This is a genomic window from Micromonospora sp. WMMA2032 (assembly GCF_002688545.1).
Lineage (GTDB): Bacteria > Actinomycetota > Actinomycetes > Mycobacteriales > Micromonosporaceae > Micromonospora > Micromonospora sediminicola.
In genome coordinates, this window is sequence record NZ_CP024052.1 from 126,296 (window position 1) to 143,058 (window position 16,763).

Consider the following 16,763-nt stretch of genomic DNA (forward strand, 5'->3'; position numbering starts at 1 on the left):
AGAGGTGAACGCTATCGTCGGGGCCGGACCACGCGTCAGCGCCGAGGGGGAACGCGATGCCGGGAGGCAGGCTCACGCAGCAGGACCGTCAGCAGATCGCAGCGGGGCTGGCGGACAGCCTGCCCTACGCCGAGATCGCCCGACGCCTCGACCGCCCGACGTCGACCGTCACTCGTGAGGTGATGCGCAACGGCGGTCCCACCGCCTACCGTCCGGGGTTGGCGCACCGCTCCGCCGAGCTGCGCGCCCGCCGGCGTCGACCCGCCGCCGCGCCGACGCCGCGACCGTCGGGCCGCGACGTCGAGGCCCTGGCCGAGTACGAGGAGACGCTCACCACCGTGCTGATGGCCTCCGGCCTGCCCCGGATGGCGGCGCGGGTGCTCACCTGCCTGTTCACCACCGATCCGGGCAGTCTGACCGCGTCCCGGCTCGCCCAGCGTCTCGGGGTCAGCCCGGCGTCCATCTCCAAGGCGATCGCCTTCCTGGAGAGCCAGAGCCTCGTGCGCCGGGAACGCGACGAACGCCGCCGCGACCGGTACACGGTGGACGACGAGCTGTTCTACCAGGCGACGATCGCCAGCGCCCGGGCCAACCAGCAGCTCGTCGAGATCGCCCGCCAGGGCGTCGTCGTCCTGGGGCCCGGCACCGCGGCCGCCGCCCGGCTGGAGAACATCGCCCGCTTCATGGACTTCATCAGCGAGAGCATCACCCGTGCCGCCGAGCAGGCCCGTGACATCCTGCGCACCCCGGCGCCGCCCGCCGCGCCGAACCACCACCCGTCCCCGAGGACCTGACGCCTGGGAAGCGGCGGTCTGTCGGAGGCGCGTGGAACGATCGTCGCCGTGACCGGATGGATCTACAACGAGCGCCCGGCGGGCGTGGCCTTCCTGACCGAGCGGATCGGCGAGCCCGGCCGCGGCGAGATCGAGGCCGAGATCTGGGGCCGGGTGGTCCGCGGCGAGGTCGACCCGGACGACTTCGTGGACTTCTTCGACGACGACGAGCGGCACGGCGCCACCGACGACGAGCTGCGGGCCGCCTTCGAGCGGGCGGTGACCGCGCGGCGGGAGCAGCAGCGCGGTTGGGGCGAGGTGCGCGGCAACCTGACCCGCGCCTTCGCCGAGCTGAACGGGATCGGCGTGCTGGCCCGAGAGAACTTCAGCTGCTGCGGCACCTGCGCGGCGGCCGAGATCCACGACGAGCGGGACGACTCGCGCCACTGGCGGGGCTACCTCTGGTTCCACCAGCAGGACACGGAGGCGTTGCTCGCGAGCGAGGACGGCGGGGTCTACCTCGGCTACGGCGTCTACCCGCCGGCCGACTTCGACGAGGCCGCCTACGACGCTCTCAGCGAGGCCGACCAGCGGGCCCGCTACCAGGCGGACCTGGAACGGCTCCTGGACGGGGAGGTGTTCCCGGTGCTCCACCGGCACGGCATGCGGGTGGAGTGGAACCGGCGGCGGTCCACCCGGATCCGGGTCAGCGGCGCCCGGTGGTACGCGCCGCTGACGTGACGGGTCGCGACGTCAGGTCCGGCGCAGCCGCTCCGCGAGGTCCCGGACCGCGTCGTCGAATCGGGGATCGTTCTCGCCGGGCCAGTGTCCGACGATGGGCGGCGAGACGGTGTCGGTCGTGGGCACCACGACGCCGCACGGGTCGCGCAGCCGCCGGTCCACCGCGCCGACCGGTCCGGCGACGGTCGGCGGCTCGCCATCGCGGTGCGGCGAGAAGATCCAACTGCCCACCGGGTCGGTGTCCCGCCAGAGGTTGAGCCACCGCCAGCCGACCCGGTCGCCCACCTCGCACAGCGCGGCGTCGTCGACGTAGGCGGGGAAGAGTTCGGCGTAGAGGCGGCGCAGCGGCGAGCCGTACGTCAGCAACGCCACCCGGTCGCCGACGCCGGGCGGCAGTTGGAGCACGGTCGCGGCGAGCAGCACCGAGCCGTGGCTGTGCCCGGCGAGCAGCACCCGGTCGCCGCGCGAGGTCAGGTGGCAGATGCGTCGGGTCAGCTCCGGCACGGCCCGCTCGGCGTAGCAGCGGGGCGCGAAGGGGTGCGCGATCCGGGGCCAGAACGTGCCCAGGTCCCACAGCACCCCGACGTAGCGGCGGAACTCCGCCGTCCGGTATGCGAACAGGCCGCCGAACACGAGCCCGAGCACGAGCGCCGTGATCGCGTAGCTGCCCATCTCGATGCCGAAGTTGACCAGTCCCTCCGGTATCCCGGTCCACCGTTCGAGCACGGTTCCCGGGTAGAGCCCCAGCAGGCCGAGCGTGCTGGTGGCCATGCCGAACCCGGCGAGCCCGGCGTAGACCACGGCGAGCGGCGCCAGCCGGTCGGTGAACCGGGCCCGGGCGACGACCTTGCGGACCTGGTCGAGCCGCGGCGCGGCCTCGGGCGGGGCGTCCGGGAAGTCGCGGGCGACCGCGGCGCGGGCGGCGCGGCGTCGCCCCGGCCGGGAGGCCAGCAGCACCACGACGCCGACCGTCACCGCGGCCAGCACGGCGAGGAAGAACGCGAAGAGCGCCCACTTGTACGCCAGCGGCGGACCGGTGGGTGAGTACAGCCCGGTCGACGCGCCCCGGTCGAGCAGGTCGCCGACCCGGTAGACCAGTTCGGCGGAGAACGCCACCGCCACCCCGGTGGCCACGGCGGCGAGGACCGGCGCGCCGAGCCCTCGCAGCGGCGCGTCCTCCCGGGTGCGGCCGCGCCCGCGTACCACCACCACCCAGAGCGCGGTCAACAGCAGGGTCTGCGCGAAGAACAGCCAGGACACCGTCGCGGCGTAGCCGGGCAGCGCGTCTGCCGACGACCACGGCGCCGGGTCCACGGCCACCGCGACGAGGACGACCGCGGTGAGCCCGCCGGACGTGACGCGCAGGACACGGGTGACCCGGTCGAGCCCCGGCACCCGCTCGGGCCGGTCGACCAGCGGATGGGCGCAGACCAGCCCGAAGCAGCCGACGAGCACGGCTCCGGCAGTCACCGTCAGGGCGACGGTGCCGGGGGAGGCTCCGCCGCCGGCGCGGGCGAGCAGGAGGACGAGGTCCAGGACGGCGAACGCGGCGGCGACGTGGATCGCGCGCAGCCGCTCGACCACCGGCATGGCGTCCCACTGCCCGACGTCGCTGAGCCGGTGCGTACCCGAGGGTCGGGGTACGCCCTGGAACGCCTGTCGGCTCCAGCTCGCGCCCGCGCCGAGTCGCCAGACCAGGACGACGGCGCCGGCCGGCACCAGCGCGAGCACGGCCAGCCGCACGCCGAGCGGCCGGCCGCCGAGCCAGGACAACCAGGCCCGCCCGGACAGGCAGCTCGGCATCGCCATGCACTTCCAGCCGACCTGGTCCAGCGCCACGCCGGCGACGGTGAGCACGTACAGCGCGGTCAGGGTGAGCGCCAGCACCCGGCACAGCGCCTTCGTCACCGTCGTGGCGGTCGGGCCCTGACCGTCCGGCCGCATCCAGAGCGCCACGTTGCCGAGCATGAACGGCAGCAGGAAGACCAGGGACACGGTCCGGACCGCGGTGCCCGAGGGCAGCTCGCTCCACCGGTACGCCTCCAGGAGCACCCCGCCCGGCCCGCGGGTGTCGGGGTAACCGGGCGGGGGACGGTGGAAGCCGCCGCTGCGGTCGCCGGCGACCTGGCGCGTGTTCGGCCGGTCCAGGATCCGCCGCGCGTCGGCGCCCGAGACGCCGTGCACCCGCAGCTCGACCACGCCGCCGGAGCCGGAGGGCGGGCGCGGCGGTCTCGGCGTGTCCGCCATGGCCCCTCCCAGGTCGACGCCGGCGCCGGCCGGCCGGCGTCCGGTCGTCCGCGTGGCGGGGCGCGCCTACCCGTTCCACCGGCGATCACGCCTGCCCCGCCGGTCCCGGTGCGACGTCGGCCGCCTCCGGCCCTGTGCTATCCAGGTCTCATGGCCGACATCCGCGATCACCGACTGCTCTACGGCTGCATGGGCCTGGGCGGCGACTGGAACACCGAACCGTACGGCGCGCGGGAGATCGCGGCGGCGGAGGCGGCGGTCGAGGCCGCCCTGGAGATCGGCGTCACCGCGTTCGACCATGCCGACATCTACCGCCACGGCAAGTCCGAGGCCGTCTTCGGCGAGGTGCTCGCCCGCGCGCCGGACCTGCGGGCGCGCATCCTGCTGCAGACCAAGTGCGGCATCCGGCTGGACGGCGACGCCGGGCCGGGCCGGTACGACCTGCGCGGGACGCACATCGTGCGCAGCGTCGAGGAGAGCCTGGCCCGGCTGCGCACCGACGTGATCGACGTGCTGCTGCTGCACCGCCCGGATCCGCTGGCCGACCCGGAGGACGTGGCGGCGGCGCTGACCTCCCTGCACCGGCAGGGGCTGGTGCGGCAGTTCGGCGTGTCGAACATGGCGGCGGCGCAGATCGCCCACCTCCAGGAGCCGCTGGAGGTTCCCCTCGTCGTGAACCAGTTGGAGATGAGCCTGGCCCGCCGGGACTGGGTGGAGGCGGGGGTCCTGGTGAACACGCCGGCGTCCACCGCGACCGGCTTCCCGCTGGGCACCGTCGAGTACTGCCGGGCGAACCGGATCGGTCTGCAGGCGTGGGGCCCGCTCGCCGGGGGACGCTTCACCGGCGCTCCCCGGACGCCGGGCGACCGCGCCACGGCGGACGTGGTCGCCGCGCTCGCCGAGCGGAGGGGGACCACCCCGGAGGCCGTCGTCCTGTGGTGGGTGCAGCGGCATCCGGCCGGTGTGGCGCCGGTGATCGGCACGGCGCGTCCCGACCGCATCCGGGCGTGCCGGGACGCCGTCGCGCGCGAGCCGGAGCTGACCCGCGAGGAGTGGTACGAGCTGTGGCTCGCCGCCCGGGGCGAGCCGCTGCCCTGACCGGGCCGACGCTGCGGGGACGGCGACGCGGCCGTCCCCGCAGCGTGGCGCTCAGGCGGCGGCGCAGGCCGCGCCGTTGAGGGTGAAGGCGGTCGGTCGGGCGGTGTTGCCGGTGTGCGTGGCCTGGAAGCCGATGCTGGTCGACCCGTTCGGCGGGATGACCGCGTTGTAGGCGACGTTGCGGGCGGTCACCTGGCCGGAGGTGGGGGAGTAGGTGGCGTTCCACCCCGAGGTGATGGTCTGGCCGGCGGGCAGCGTGAACGCCAGGGACCAACCGTTCACCGCGACGGTGGAGGTGTTGCGGACGGTGACGTTCGCGGTCAGCCCGGAGTTCCACGCGTTGAGCTCCACGGCCACCGTGCAGGCGCCGGCGCCCGGGGGCGTGGTCGGGGTCGGTGACGTGGTGGGGCTCGGTGACGTGGTGGGCGTCGGCGAGCCGGTCGGGCTGGGCGAGGTGGTCGGGCTCGGCGGCGTGGTCAGGCCGAAGAACTGGACGGCCGCCGCGGCCATGCCGCTAGCGGGCAGGCTGTGCCCGGCTCCCTGGATGCTGTAGGCCTCGACCTGCACGGTGCCGGTGCCGTCGGCGTACCGGCGCCGGTTCCAGTTCGCCTGCGGCGTGTCGGTGGAGGTCGGCGTCTGACCGAGCCCGAACACGTTCGTCCACTGCTCGATCGTCTCCTGGAGCAGCTGGTAGGGCACGAGCGTGTCGCTGGTGCCGTGCCACAGCTGCACCCGGGGGCGGGGGCCGGACCAGCCGGGATAGGCCTGGCGGACCGCGTCCCCCCACTGTTGCGGGGTGCGGTCCATCGCGCCACCGGTGCACCGGCTGGTCCCGGGCGGGTAGTCCGCCGCGTTGGCGAAGCAGGTGAACGGCACGCCCATGAACGCGGCCCCGGCCTTGAACACGTCGGGGTAGAGGGCCAGCATGTGGTTGGTCATCATGCCGCCGGAGGAGCTGCCGGTGGCGTAGACCCGGTCCGGGTCCGCGGCGTACTGCTGCTGAACGTGCCGGATCATCGAGATGATCGACACCGGGTCGCTGCCGCCGCCGCGGCGCTTGGCGGCATCGGACCAGGTGTCGAAGCAGTTGCCGAACCCGGCCTGCTGGGTGGCGGTGGGATAGATCACGATGAACCCGTACCGGTCGGCCAGGGTGGCGAACTCGCTGCCCGAGTAGAAGCCGGGGCCGGAGCCGCCGCAGCCGTGCATGGCCACCACGGTCGCCGGCCGGGCCGGACGGGAGTCGGGCACGTAGACGTGCATGCGCATCCGGCCGGGGTTGTCACCGAAGCTGGTCACCTCGGTCAGCGTGGCCGCGTACGCGGGTCGGACGGTGGGGACGACCAGGGCGACGGCCGCCAGGGCCGCGGCCAGGGCGAGCAGCGCGGTGTTTCTGATTCGCACGGGGACTCCTTCGCGCGCCTGTCTGAGGCGCAGGTCGGGCGGACGCCCTCGGCTCGCGGTCGGCCCGGTCGACCACGACGGCGCGTCGCCCACGACGAATGGCCTCGCTGGGCCCGGCTCCCTGTCGCGTGTCAGTTAGTGTTCCTGCCGAGCGTCGAAGTGTCAATCGACGAAGTCCGATGCGCGACGGGGGTGCGCGCCGCGGCCGTCTACAGTCGACCCACCGTCCCCGAGCCGAGCCCGGAGCGTCTGTGGCAAGCCCCTTCGACATCGAGGAGATCTACCCCGACGACGGGGAGGCCCCGCCGCGACTGCCCCGGCGGCAGGCCGGCGCGTCGCCGCAGGGGCTCGCGGTCACCCTCCTGGCGGACTACACCGTGCACAGCCGGGCGGCCCTGCCGTCCGCCGCCGTGGTCGCGCTGCTCGGCGAATCGGGCGTGACCAGCGCGGGCGCTCGGACCGCGATCAGCCGGCTCGCCCGTCGCGGCGTGCTGGAGGGCAGTCGGCGGGGGCGGACCAGCGCCTACCGGCTCAGCCCGGCCGCCGCCGCCAACCTCTGCGCGGGAGGCCGGTGGATCCTCACCGCCACCACCGCCACCCCGTGGGACGGGTGCTGGACCGTCGTCGCCTTCTCGCTGCCGCAGGACCGGGCCGCGCAGCGCCGGGCCCTGCGCGGCCAGCTCCGCTGGCTGGGCTGCGCGCCGCTGTACGACGGGCTGTGGATCTCGCCGTACGAGCTGGGTCCGGCGGCCCGCTCGCGTCTCGCTCCGCTCGCCGACGGCGCCGTGACCGTGTTCCGGGGCCGGCAGGCCGCCTCGGACCTGCTCGGCCAGCGGGCGCCCATCGAGGCCTGGGACCTCGCCGCGATCCGCCGGCAGTACGAGACGTTCCTGCGCCGGTGGACCCCGCTGGCGGGCCGATCGGCGTCGCCGGGTGGCGCGGAGGCGGTGCGGGCGCGCACCGAGGTGATGGACACGTTCCGGCGCTTTCCCACGCTCGACCCGCGGCTGCCGCTGGAACTCCTGCCGGCGGACTGGCCCCGGCAGGCCGCGCGGGAGTTGTTCACGGCGGTCTACGACGGGTTGGCCGGACCGGCCGAGCGGCACGTCCGGGACGTCGTGGCGCGGTTCACCGACGACGTCCCGGACGGCATCCGGGCACACACCACCACGGAGCTGCTCGCCGGCACGGACGGGGTCGCCTGCGCCGCCGAGTGAGGCGGCGGGCGGCCCCGGGGGCCGGTCGCTCAGGTCGCGAGCCGGTCCGCGACGACCCGGGTGCGCCGGCCGAGGGCGGCGACCGCGACGACGACGATCGGGACGAGGGTCAGGTGGCACAGCGCCAGCGTCGTCTTGCTGGTGGCGTCCAGGTCCGTGGGCAGGGTCATCAGGATGATCGTCAGGACGGCGAGCGCCGGGCCGACGACCGACGCGGCCCGGACGACCCAGCCGGCGCGCGGCGCCAGCAGGGCCACGGCGGTGAGCCCGACCAGCAGGGGCAGTGCGCTGAAGGCCGCCACGGTCACCGCGTCGACCTCGGCCGGTCCGCCGGCGGCGGTGAACCGGAACGTGCCGCCGGCCGCCCGGCCCACGGCGTACACGACGAGGTTGACGACCACCGCGCCCACGACGGCGAGCGCGACGATGGCGGCGCGGGACAGGTCAGCCATGCGACCGCTCGCGGATCAGGTACGCCTCGATCCGGTCGAACGCCCCGGGCATGACCTCGCCGACGAAGAAGTCACGCAGCTCGGGCGTCGGGAAGCCGCTCTGCACGACGGTCATCAGCGTGCCGCCGTCGTGCTCCTCGAAGGTGACCTCGATGCGGGTGGTCATGGTGGTGCCGTCGGGGCTGCTGCCGGTGGACTCGGTGACCAGCCGGTGCGGCCGGTCGATCTCCAGGAACGTCTGCGTCTCCCGGAACAGCATCTCGGGGGAGGGGCCCCACACGGCCGTCTGCCGCCCGCCGACCCGCAGGTCCACCTCGATCTCGACCACGCCGGGCTCCTCGTCGAGGATGCTGAACCAGATCTTCTGCTTCTCGGCGTCGGTGTAGGCGTCGAAGGCGTCCTCCGGGGTGCCGGGAAGCTGCCGGGTCATTCGCATGTCGAGCGTCATCGGTCACGTTCCTTCGGGCCGTTGTGGAGAGTGAGATAGGCGTCCAGGCCGTCCAGGCGGCGCGCCCAGAGCCGTTGGTAGAAGCTGATCCAGGCCATCGCGTCGTCCAGCGGGGCGTCGCCGAGCCGGCACTGTCGCGACCGGCCGACCTTCTCGGTGACCACGAGGCCGGCGTTCTCCAGCGCCTGGACGTGTTTCTTCATGCCGGTGAGGCTCATCCCGGTCGGCGCGGTGAGCTCGCTGATGGTGGCCGGGCCGGCGCCGAGCCGGATCAGGATGTCGCGTCGGGTGGGGTCGGCCAGGCTGGCGAACACCCGATTCAGGACTTCTTGCTGAACCATGTGGTTCACCGTATAACACTGAACTTACTGGTTCAACGATTTGGCCGACCCGCCGCGGTGCGGGTGCGCTGCCGTGCCAGAATCCGGGCCGTGTCCTATCACCCCGCCCAGCCGTACCCGCCGATGCCCGGCGCCGTCACGCCGCTGATCGCCTACCCGCACCCGATCACGCCGCCGCCCGGCTGCGCGGTGCTCGTCGTCACGGTCAACCGGGGCCCCTACCTGGTGCCCGCGCCGGCTACCAGCCGCTTCAAGGTCGACGGTCGGGTGGTCGCCATCCCGGGGGAGGGGACCTGGCACGTCGCGGTCCCGGCCGGGCCGCGCGACGTCCGGTACACCGACTTCATGGGCATCCCGGTCATCACCACCTCGCTGGTCGCCCAGCCCGGGGCCGCGCACCACCTGTCGTTCCGCTTCGGCGGCTGGCGCAACCGCGTCCACGACGGGTACGGCACCGACGTGACCCGCTTCGGCATGTGGTCGAACTACAGCATCCTGCTCGTCGTCCTGGCCGTCGGCGGGCTGCTCTGCTGCGGGCTGTTCGGCTTGACCGCCGCTTTCTCCGCCTCGCCCTGACCGGTTGCCAGGCCGTCTGCGTACCGGAAGGAATCCGATGCCGTCTCCCGAAGCCGTCCTGTCCGACCTCCGCGCCGCGTGGGGCGCGGGTCTCGGCGACCACCTGCTGGGGCTCTGTCTGCACGGCTCGCTGGTGGCCGGCGACTTCGCCCCGGACCGCAGCGACCTGGACCTGCTCGCCGTGCTCGACCACGACCCGGACGAGCACCTGCTCGCCGTGCTCGCCGGGCTGCACCGCGGCCTCGACCGGCGGCACCCGGGTTGGGCCGGGCGGATCGAGGTCGAGTACGTGTCCCGCGACGCCGTCCACGACGCGGCGCGCGGGCGGGTCGACCGCGACCACCTCATCGCCCGGGTCAGCCCCGGCGAACTGCTGCACCTGTTGCCCGCCACCACCCACCGGATCGTCACCTGGGCCGCCGTCCACGACCACGGCCGCAGCCTGCTCGGGCCGCCGGCAGCCGAGCTGCTGCCCGCCGTCGACCCGGACCGCGTCCGGGCGGCCCTGCTGGACCACGTCCGGGACTGGCCGGACTGGGTGACCGGGATGACGACCCCCGGCGCCCAGTCCTACGCCGTGCTCACCCTCTGCCGGGCGTTCCAGCGGCTGCGGCACGGTCGGCAGTTGTCCAAGCGGCGGGCCGCCGAGCGGAGCGTCGTCGACCTGCCCCGGTGGGCGGACCTCATCACCTGGGCGCACGACTGGTGGTACGACCACGGCCCGGACACGGATCCGGGCCGGGCCGACGAGGTCGTCGCGTTCGTGGGCGAGGTCAGCGGCGCCGTCCTCGACGCGGAGACCGGCGCCCCGCACCGCACCGGAGGCTGAACAGAAGCGGACAACCCCCTGGCACGGTCCGCGTCCCTCCTGCTACGCATTGTGGACCGATCCCCGGGAGGTCCGATGTGGCAGCGGTTCCGGTCCGATCCGGTACGCCGGCTCCGCGAGCGCCTGGACCGCTTCGGCGCCGGCCACGATCCGCGTCACCTCCTCGACGCCGGCGCCGCCCGGGACGCCGAGGCGGTGGTCGACCTGGTCAGCGCCACCGAACCGACCGCGCCGCTGCCGGAACGGACCGCCGAGGCGCTGTTCCTGCTCGCCTGCCTGCACTGGTACCGCTACCAGGTGCTGCCGGCCGGTCGGGACGCCGACGACCTCGCCCAGGCCGTGACGCTGACCCGGCTGCTGCTGCACGCCGCCCCGGACCGGGTGCCGCCGTCGCTGCTCGCCCTCTACCGCGCGCACGCCCCCGTCGCCGACCCGGCCCGGGTGCCCCGCAGCCGGGCCCCGGAGACCGGTCGCGCGACGTCGACCGACGCGCCGGCCGCGCTCGCCATGCAGGCGGTGCTGCTGATGGGCGACGCGGAACGCACCGGGCGGTACGCGGCCGCCGACCGGGCCGAGGCGCTGCTGCGGCAGGCGATCGACGCCACCCCGCCCGGCCCCGAGCGGGCGACCTACCTGTCCATGCTCGGTCGCGTGCACCGGGACCAGTTCCGGCACCTGGGCCGGTCGCGTGCCCTCCCGGCCGCGATCGACGCGCACCGGGAGAGCCTGGAGTCCACCCGGGCCGATGACGCGCAGCGCCCCACCCGCCTGTTCAACCTGGGCAACGTGTTGTCCGACCGGTTCGAGGTCGACGGCGATCCGGCCACGCTGGACGAGTCGAGGGGCCTGCTGCGCGAGGCGGCGGCGTCGGCGACCGACCCGACGGTCCGCGCCCTCGCCTCGGCCGTCCTGGGCCAGGTGCTCCGGCACCGGTGGCGGATCCACGGCCGCCCGGCCGACCTGGACGAGGCCGTCGACGCCTTCGGCCGCGGCCGGCCGACCGGTGACCCCCGCCTCGCCGCGCTGCACGGCATCGTCCTGTCCGAACGCTTCCTGCGCGACGGCTCCCCGGCCGACCGGGACGCCGGCATCGACGCGCTCCGGGCGGCCGTGGGCGCCGACACCCCCTCTCGACGCGGAACTGGCCGGACCCACGTGGGGCGGCCTCGCCGCGTTGCTGGAGGACCGCTACCGCGCCGACGAGCGCGCCCCGGCCGCCGGCGCCGACCTCGACGCGGCCCTCGCGGCCTACCGCGCGGCGGCCGGGGCCACCGGGGACGACGCGCTGCGCCACCAGGTCGGCATTCTGCTCACCCACCGCTACGAGCGCGGCGGCGACGCCGGGGACCTGGCCGAGGCGGTGCGGCTGCTGCGCGCCGGGGTGGCCGCCGCCGACGACCCGGTCGTGCGCGGGCGTCGCCTGGCCGACCTCGGGTACGCCCTGGCCCGGGGCCGTCCCGAGCACGGCGCCGTCGACGCGTGGCGGGCCGCCTGCGACGCGCTGAGCGAGGCCGTCGCGCTGCTGCCCCCGGTGACCCGGCCCGCCACCGGTCGCTGAACAACCTCGGGAACTCCCTGCGCGAGCGGGCCGACCAGGGTGACGACCCGGACCTGCTGGAGCCGGCCGCGGAGGCGCTGCGCGCCGCGGTGGCGGAGACGGATCCCCGGACGCCGGCCGACTACCTGTCGAACCTGGGCCTGGTGCTCCAGGCCCGGTTCGCCGTCACCCAGGATCTCGCCACGCTCGCCGAGGCGGTCGCCGTGCTCGCCGACGCCGTCGAGGCGGCCCCGCCCGGCCACCCCGCCCGGGCGGCGGCGCTGACGAACTACGGCGCGGCGCTCAACCGCCGCGCCGAACTCGCCGTCGACGGCACCGGTCCCGCCGCGGCCGGGGCCGCCCGGCGCGACACCGACGCCGCCGTCGCCGCGCTGCGCGAGGCGGTCGCCCTCGCCGACCCGACCGACCCCCAGGGGTACGCCCAGAGCGGCGGCAGCCTCGCGACCGCCCTGTTCCTGCGGCACCGGACGACCGGGGACACCGCCGCCCTGGACGAGACGATCGACCTGCTGGACGGGCTGACCCGGGCCGGCCCGCTGCGCCCGGCCGACCGGCACCGGGCGCTGACCAACCTCGGCAACGCGCTGCTGGTGCGCCACCGCGCCACCGCCACCGCCGACGACGCCGAGGCGATGCTGGCCGCGTACCGGGGCGCGGTCGACGTGCTGCCGCCGGAGCACCCGGACCGGACCATGTGCCTGAGCAACCTGGCCACCGCGCTGGAGGCGACCACCGCGCCCGGCGCCGTGCCGGACGCGCGGGCCCGGGCGGCGCTGCGGGAGGCCGCGTCGGTGCCGGCCGCGCCGTCGTCGCTGCGCGCGGTCGCCGCCCACCGCGCGGCGCGCCTGGCCGACCTGGCCGACGACCTGCCGGCGGCCCTCGACGGCTACGCCGCCGCGATCGAGCTGCTCGACCTGGTCGCCTGGCACGGCATGGACCCCGACGACCAGGCCCGGCTGCTCGCCCGCTTCCGGGGGCTGGCCACCGACGCCGCGGCGGTCGCCGTCGCGCTCGGCGATCCGCGCCGCGCGGTGGAGGTGCTCGAGTACGGGCGCGGCGTCCTGCTGACCCGGGCACACGACGCGACCGCCGACCTCACCGCCTTGCGGGCCGGCGCACCCGACCTCGCCGCCGCGTTCACCGCCGTACAGACCGAACTGGACGGCTTCCGCCCGGCCGGGGCCGACACTACCCCGCGCCCGGCCGGCGGGCCGCCCCCGGAGCGCCGCCACGCGCTGGCCGAACGCCGACGGCGGCTACTGGCCGAGATCCGCGCCCTGCCGGGGCTCGACCGCTTCCTGCGCCCGCCGGAGTTCGCCGACCTGGCCGCCGGCTGCGGACCGGTGGCGCTGGTCAACGTGGGGGAGCGCCGCAGCGACGCGCTGGTCGTCGCCGCCGGTGACGTCACCGTCGTGCCGCTGCCCGAGGTGACCCCGGCCGAGGTGGCGGCCCGCACCGCCCAGTTCGTCGTGGCGGTGGCGGTGCTCACCGGGCAGGCGCCGCCGGTGACGGAGCCGGCGGCGAGCCGCCGCGTGGTGGCCGCCCGCGCCACGGTGGGTCGCACGCTGGACTGGCTCTGGCGGGCGGTGGCCGCGCCGGTCCTCGACGTCGCCGCGCCGCCCGGGGAGCCGGGGGAGTGGCAGCGGTTCTGGTGGTGCCCGACGGGCCTGCTGACGCTGCTGCCGCTGCACGCCGCCGCGCCGCTCGACGGCGGGCCCGGCGTCCTGGACCGAGTGGTCCCCTCCTACACCGCGTCCCTGCGCGCGCTCGACCGCGCCCGGCGGGCCGTGCCGGACGTGCCGACGCCGGTCGACCGGGCGCTGGTGGTCAGCCTGCCGCACACACCGGGCCTGCCCGACCTGCCCGGCGCCGCACACGAGGCGCGGATCGTCCGGGGTCACCTGCCCTACGGCGGCACGCTCAGCGGCGCGAGCGCCACTGCGGACGCGGTCGTCGCGGCGTTGCCCGGGCAGCCGTTGGTGCACCTGTCCTGCCACGGCCGGCAGGACCTGGGCGACCCGCTGGCCGGTCACCTCGCGCTCAGCGGTGGGCCGCTCCGGGTGCGTGACCTGTGGCGTCCGTCGGGCGGGGCCGCCGCGCTGGCCGTGCTGTCGGCCTGCGAGACGGCGCAGGGCGGGGCGGCCCTGCCCGACGAGGTGCTGACCCTCGGCACCGCGTTCCAGCTCGCCGGGTTCCGGCAGGTGGTCGGCGCGCTCTGGTCCATCTCGGACCCGGTGACCGTCCAGCTCTGCGCCGACCTCTACGACGCGCTGGCCGTGCCCGGCGGGGTCGACCCGGACCGGGCGGCGGTCGCGTTGCACCACGCCGTTCGCGGGCTGCGCGCCGCGCTGCCCGGCCGGGCCGAGCTGTGGGCCGCGTACGCGCACCTGGGCCCGTGACCGGCTCAGCGGGTGGTGACGGCGGCCGGGGCGGGACGGGCCGGGGCGTACCAGGTCACGCCGACCGCGGCGACCAGCAGGCCGGCGCAGACCAGCACCAGCACCACGCCGGCGCGCAGCGCGCGGGCGGCGGCCACCGCCTCCTGGTGGTCGGCCAGCGGTGACGGCGCGAGCGCGGACACCGGCGTGACGGTGAGCCGGCCGTGCGCGGCGCGCAGCAGCGCGAGGGCGCCGACCGCGCCGACGACGACGGCGCCGAGCAGCAGCAGCCCGACCGCCGCCGCCCAGCCCGGCCGCAGCGTGGTGACGTCGGTGCGGCCCCGGACGAGACCGAAGCCGAGCAGCGCGACCAGCAGCCCGCCGAGGCCGTTGCGCCAGGCCAGCGCCGCCCCGCGTACCCGGTCCAGCTCGCCGCGCAGCAGGCCGGACAGCTGTTGGGCGCGGCGCAGGTCGGTCGCGGTCGGCGGCGGGCCGGGGCGTAGCCGGATCACGCCTCGTCCTCCAGCACCAGCGTCCAGTAGGCGCCGCAGCCCACCATCGCGGCGGGCCGCTGCGGATGCTCGGCGGCGCACTCGCACAGCACCGTCCGGTAGCCGGGGTCCGGCCCGACCGTCGCGGGTTCCCGCCGGTACAGCTCGTCGACCAGCGCGCTGGTGGTCGCGTGGCCGCAGCGGGGACACGGGCCGTGGAGCAGCACCGCCGGGCCGTGCGGACGCGCGGTGAACGTGCCCGCCGCCCGCTGCGCGTACCCGGGGTCGGTGACCTCGACGTAGGGCAGCAGCTCGTCCGGCATCCCGACCTCCAACCGTCTGGCCTCGGACCGCTCACGGTACCGGGCGCGCGCATCCCGGTCCGACACCGGAACGGGGTCGAAAGTTTCGGTTCCCGATGGGTGGCCGGCCCCGGTCGGCGACCGCGCTGCCGGGGCGGGATCCCTCATGGACGCCGGTTCGTGTTTCCAGAACGTTTCCGGAAGTCGTTGACACGACGAACGGACGACTTCAATACTGGCGCCATCGACGCACCTCTATAGCCGTCGATGTCCGCCCACACCGCGCGGTCCGTGTCATCCCGCTGGCCTTCGTGCCAGCCGTCCCAGGGAGGAAACACGCCCATGAACGACGCCCCCGTCCGCTCGGGCAGCCGCCGACGCGGACGCCTCAGGACAGTCCTCGGCGGGGCCTGCGCCGTGGCGCTGGTCGCCGCCGGCGCGGCCGCGGTCCTGTCCGGCCCGGCCTACGCCGACCAGACAGTGACCTCGAACTCGACCGGCACGCACAACGGCTACTTCTATTCCTTCTGGAAGGACAGTGGCAACGTCTCCATGACCATGGGCAACGGCGGTCAGTACAGCACCCAGTGGAGCGGCATCAACAACTTCGTCGCCGGCAAGGGCTGGAACCCGGGGGCCCGTCGCACGGTCACCTACTCCGGCAGCTTCAACCCCTCCGGCAACGCCTACCTGACGCTCTACGGGTGGACCCGCAACCCGCTGGTCGAGTACTACATCGTCGACAGCTGGGGCAGCTGGCGGCCCCCGGGCAGCGGCTACATGGGTTCGGTCTCCACCGACGGCGGCACGTACGACATCTACCGGACCCAGCGGGTCAACGCGCCCTCCATCGAGGGCACGCGCACGTTCTACCAGTACTGGAGCGTCCGGCAGTCGAAGCGGGTCGGCGGCACGATCACCGCGGGCAACCACTTCGACGCCTGGTCCCGCTACGGCATGAACCTGGGCAGCCACGACTACCAGATCATGGCCACGGAGGGCTACCAGAGCAGCGGCAACTCCAACATCACCGTGGGCGGCTCCGGCGGGTCCAACCCGACCACCCCGCCGCCGAACGGCGGCGGGTGCACGGTCAGCGTCAGCCGGGCCGAGGAGTGGGGCGACCGGTTCAACGTGACCTTCTCGGTCAGCGGGTCCAGCAACTGGGTGGTCAGCATCCAGACCCAGGGCGGCCAGAGCCTGCAGAACAGCTGGAACGCCTCGGTGAGCGGCACCAGTGGCACGCTCACCGCCCGTCCCAACGGCAACGGCAACTCCTTCGGCATCACGCTCTACAAGAACGGCAACAGCAACACGCCGACGGCGAGCTGCTCGGCCGGCTGAGCCGGTCCCCAGGGGTGGGGGCGCCGCGGTCACGCGGCGCCCCCACCGTTCGTGTGTGCCGGCGGACACACCCGGGCAAAAACTTGATTCATTCCAAAAGACTGGACTAGTGTTCGTCGGGTGACGGCCGACTTCGAGACCCAGCTCCGAGCGGTCTCGTTGCGCGTGACCCGCCCCCGGCTGGCGGTGCTCGCCGCGCTGCGGGACCACCCGCACGTCGACACCGACACCGTGATCGCGCTGGTCCGGGCGGACCAGCCCACGGTCTCCCACCAGGCGGTCTACGACGTGCTGCGGGCGCTCACCGACGCCGGCCTGGTGCGCCGCATCCAGCCGGCCGGCGCCACCGCCCGCTACGAGATGCGGGTGGGGGACAACCACCACCACGTCGTGTGCCGCTCGTGCGGCGCGATCGCCGACGTCGACTGCGCCGTCGGCGACGCCCCCTGTCTCACCGCCTCGGACGACCACGGCTTCGTGGTCGACGAGGCGGAGGTCGTCTACTGGGGCACCTGCCCCGGGTGCGCGACCGCCCGTACCGCCCAGTGATCCGCCAGTTGTTCG

The 16,763-nt window shown here is 75.2% G+C and carries 18 protein-coding genes; 10 read left to right on the forward strand and 8 right to left on the reverse strand.

Going from position 1 to position 16,763, the window contains the following annotated elements:
* The first annotated feature begins 56 nt into the window (after window positions 1–56).
* Window positions 57–794 carry a helix-turn-helix domain-containing protein gene (locus CO540_RS00575; protein WP_099160380.1) on the forward strand — a complete coding sequence of 246 codons (738 nt, stop codon included), beginning with the start codon at window positions 57–59 and terminating at the stop codon, window positions 792–794.
* Between the two features lie 48 nt (window positions 795–842).
* Entirely contained in the window at window positions 843–1,514 is a 672-nt protein-coding gene (locus CO540_RS00580) for a hypothetical protein (protein WP_099160382.1), read from the forward strand.
* Window positions 1,515–1,526: 12 nt separating this feature from the next.
* Here the strand turns inward: CO540_RS00580 and CO540_RS00585 are convergent, their stop codons facing one another.
* A complete protein-coding gene (locus CO540_RS00585) occupies window positions 1,527–3,761 on the reverse strand; it encodes a hypothetical protein (protein ID WP_099160384.1) in 2,235 nt (744 codons plus the stop codon).
* 150 nt (window positions 3,762–3,911) lie between these two features.
* On the opposite strand from CO540_RS00585, the gene CO540_RS00590 reads away from it, so the two are divergent.
* Window positions 3,912–4,859 carry an aldo/keto reductase family oxidoreductase gene (locus CO540_RS00590; protein WP_216642318.1) on the forward strand — a complete coding sequence of 316 codons (948 nt, stop codon included), beginning with the start codon at window positions 3,912–3,914 and terminating at the stop codon, window positions 4,857–4,859.
* 51 nt (window positions 4,860–4,910) lie between these two features.
* On the opposite strand, the gene CO540_RS00595 is transcribed toward CO540_RS00590, so the two are convergent.
* Window positions 4,911–6,263, reverse strand: coding sequence for a PHB depolymerase family esterase (locus CO540_RS00595; protein ID WP_099160386.1), 1,353 nt, complete (start codon window positions 6,261–6,263; stop codon window positions 4,911–4,913).
* Window positions 6,264–6,514: 251 nt separating this feature from the next.
* Between CO540_RS00595 and CO540_RS00600 the strand changes: the two genes are divergently transcribed.
* Window positions 6,515–7,480 carry a PaaX family transcriptional regulator C-terminal domain-containing protein gene (locus CO540_RS00600; RefSeq protein ID WP_099160388.1) on the forward strand — a complete coding sequence of 322 codons (966 nt, stop codon included), beginning with the start codon at window positions 6,515–6,517 and terminating at the stop codon, window positions 7,478–7,480.
* A gap of 29 nt (window positions 7,481–7,509) precedes the next feature.
* On the opposite strand, the gene CO540_RS00605 is transcribed toward CO540_RS00600, so the two are convergent.
* Genes CO540_RS00605 through CO540_RS00615 form a run of 3 tightly spaced genes read right to left on the reverse strand, consistent with a single transcriptional unit; the run spans window position 7,510 to window position 8,721 of the window.
* Entirely contained in the window at window positions 7,510–7,932 is a 423-nt protein-coding gene (locus CO540_RS00605) for a DUF6069 family protein (protein WP_099160390.1), read from the reverse strand.
* Entirely contained in the window at window positions 7,925–8,380 is a 456-nt protein-coding gene (locus tag CO540_RS00610) for an SRPBCC domain-containing protein (RefSeq protein ID WP_091573826.1), read from the reverse strand. Before CO540_RS00610 ends, CO540_RS00605 begins: the two co-directional genes overlap by 8 nt.
* Window positions 8,377–8,721, reverse strand: coding sequence for a helix-turn-helix transcriptional regulator (locus tag CO540_RS00615; RefSeq protein ID WP_099164515.1), 345 nt, complete (start codon window positions 8,719–8,721; stop codon window positions 8,377–8,379). Before CO540_RS00615 ends, CO540_RS00610 begins: the two co-directional genes overlap by 4 nt.
* A 90-nt stretch (window positions 8,722–8,811) precedes the next feature.
* Between CO540_RS00615 and CO540_RS00620 the strand changes: the two genes are divergently transcribed.
* Window positions 8,812–9,297: a hypothetical protein gene (locus CO540_RS00620; RefSeq protein ID WP_099160392.1), complete on the forward strand. Its 486-nt coding sequence runs from the start codon at window positions 8,812–8,814 to the stop codon at window positions 9,295–9,297.
* A 37-nt stretch (window positions 9,298–9,334) separates the two neighbouring features.
* Complete coding sequence (locus CO540_RS00625; RefSeq protein ID WP_099160394.1) at window positions 9,335–10,126, forward strand: aminoglycoside adenylyltransferase domain-containing protein; 792 nt, start codon at window positions 9,335–9,337, stop codon at window positions 10,124–10,126.
* A gap of 42 nt (window positions 10,127–10,168) precedes the next feature.
* Here the strand turns inward: CO540_RS00625 and CO540_RS00630 are convergent, their stop codons facing one another.
* The gene (locus tag CO540_RS00630) at window positions 10,169–11,155 is read right to left on the reverse strand and encodes a hypothetical protein (protein WP_099160396.1); all 987 of its coding nucleotides are present in this window, start codon (window positions 11,153–11,155) and stop codon (window positions 10,169–10,171) included.
* A gap of 145 nt (window positions 11,156–11,300) precedes the next feature.
* Between CO540_RS00630 and CO540_RS00635 the strand changes: the two genes are divergently transcribed.
* Both CO540_RS00635 and CO540_RS00640 read left to right on the forward strand, forming a co-directional pair.
* Window positions 11,301–11,684 (forward strand): hypothetical protein, encoded by a 384-nt coding sequence (locus tag CO540_RS00635; RefSeq protein WP_099160398.1) that lies wholly within the window; start codon window positions 11,301–11,303, stop codon window positions 11,682–11,684.
* Window positions 11,606–14,083, forward strand: coding sequence for a CHAT domain-containing protein (locus CO540_RS00640; protein ID WP_099160400.1), 2,478 nt, complete (start codon window positions 11,606–11,608; stop codon window positions 14,081–14,083). The genes CO540_RS00635 and CO540_RS00640 overlap by 79 nt, the downstream gene beginning before the upstream one ends.
* A gap of 5 nt (window positions 14,084–14,088) precedes the next feature.
* On the opposite strand, the gene CO540_RS00645 is transcribed toward CO540_RS00640, so the two are convergent.
* Together CO540_RS00645 and CO540_RS00650 are read right to left on the reverse strand one after the other, a co-directional pair.
* Complete coding sequence (locus tag CO540_RS00645; protein ID WP_091573830.1) at window positions 14,089–14,574, reverse strand: hypothetical protein; 486 nt, start codon at window positions 14,572–14,574, stop codon at window positions 14,089–14,091.
* Entirely contained in the window at window positions 14,571–14,876 is a 306-nt protein-coding gene (locus tag CO540_RS00650; protein ID WP_091573831.1) for a hypothetical protein, read from the reverse strand. Before CO540_RS00650 ends, CO540_RS00645 begins: the two co-directional genes overlap by 4 nt.
* 321 nt (window positions 14,877–15,197) lie before the next feature.
* Between CO540_RS00650 and CO540_RS00655 the strand changes: the two genes are divergently transcribed.
* Together CO540_RS00655 and CO540_RS00660 are read left to right on the forward strand one after the other, a co-directional pair.
* Window positions 15,198–16,199, forward strand: coding sequence for a glycoside hydrolase family 11 protein (locus CO540_RS00655; protein ID WP_099160403.1), 1,002 nt, complete (start codon window positions 15,198–15,200; stop codon window positions 16,197–16,199).
* A 120-nt stretch (window positions 16,200–16,319) separates the two neighbouring features.
* Window positions 16,320–16,748: a Fur family transcriptional regulator gene (locus CO540_RS00660; RefSeq protein ID WP_091573833.1), complete on the forward strand. Its 429-nt coding sequence runs from the start codon at window positions 16,320–16,322 to the stop codon at window positions 16,746–16,748.
* Window positions 16,749–16,763: the final 15 nt, after the last annotated feature.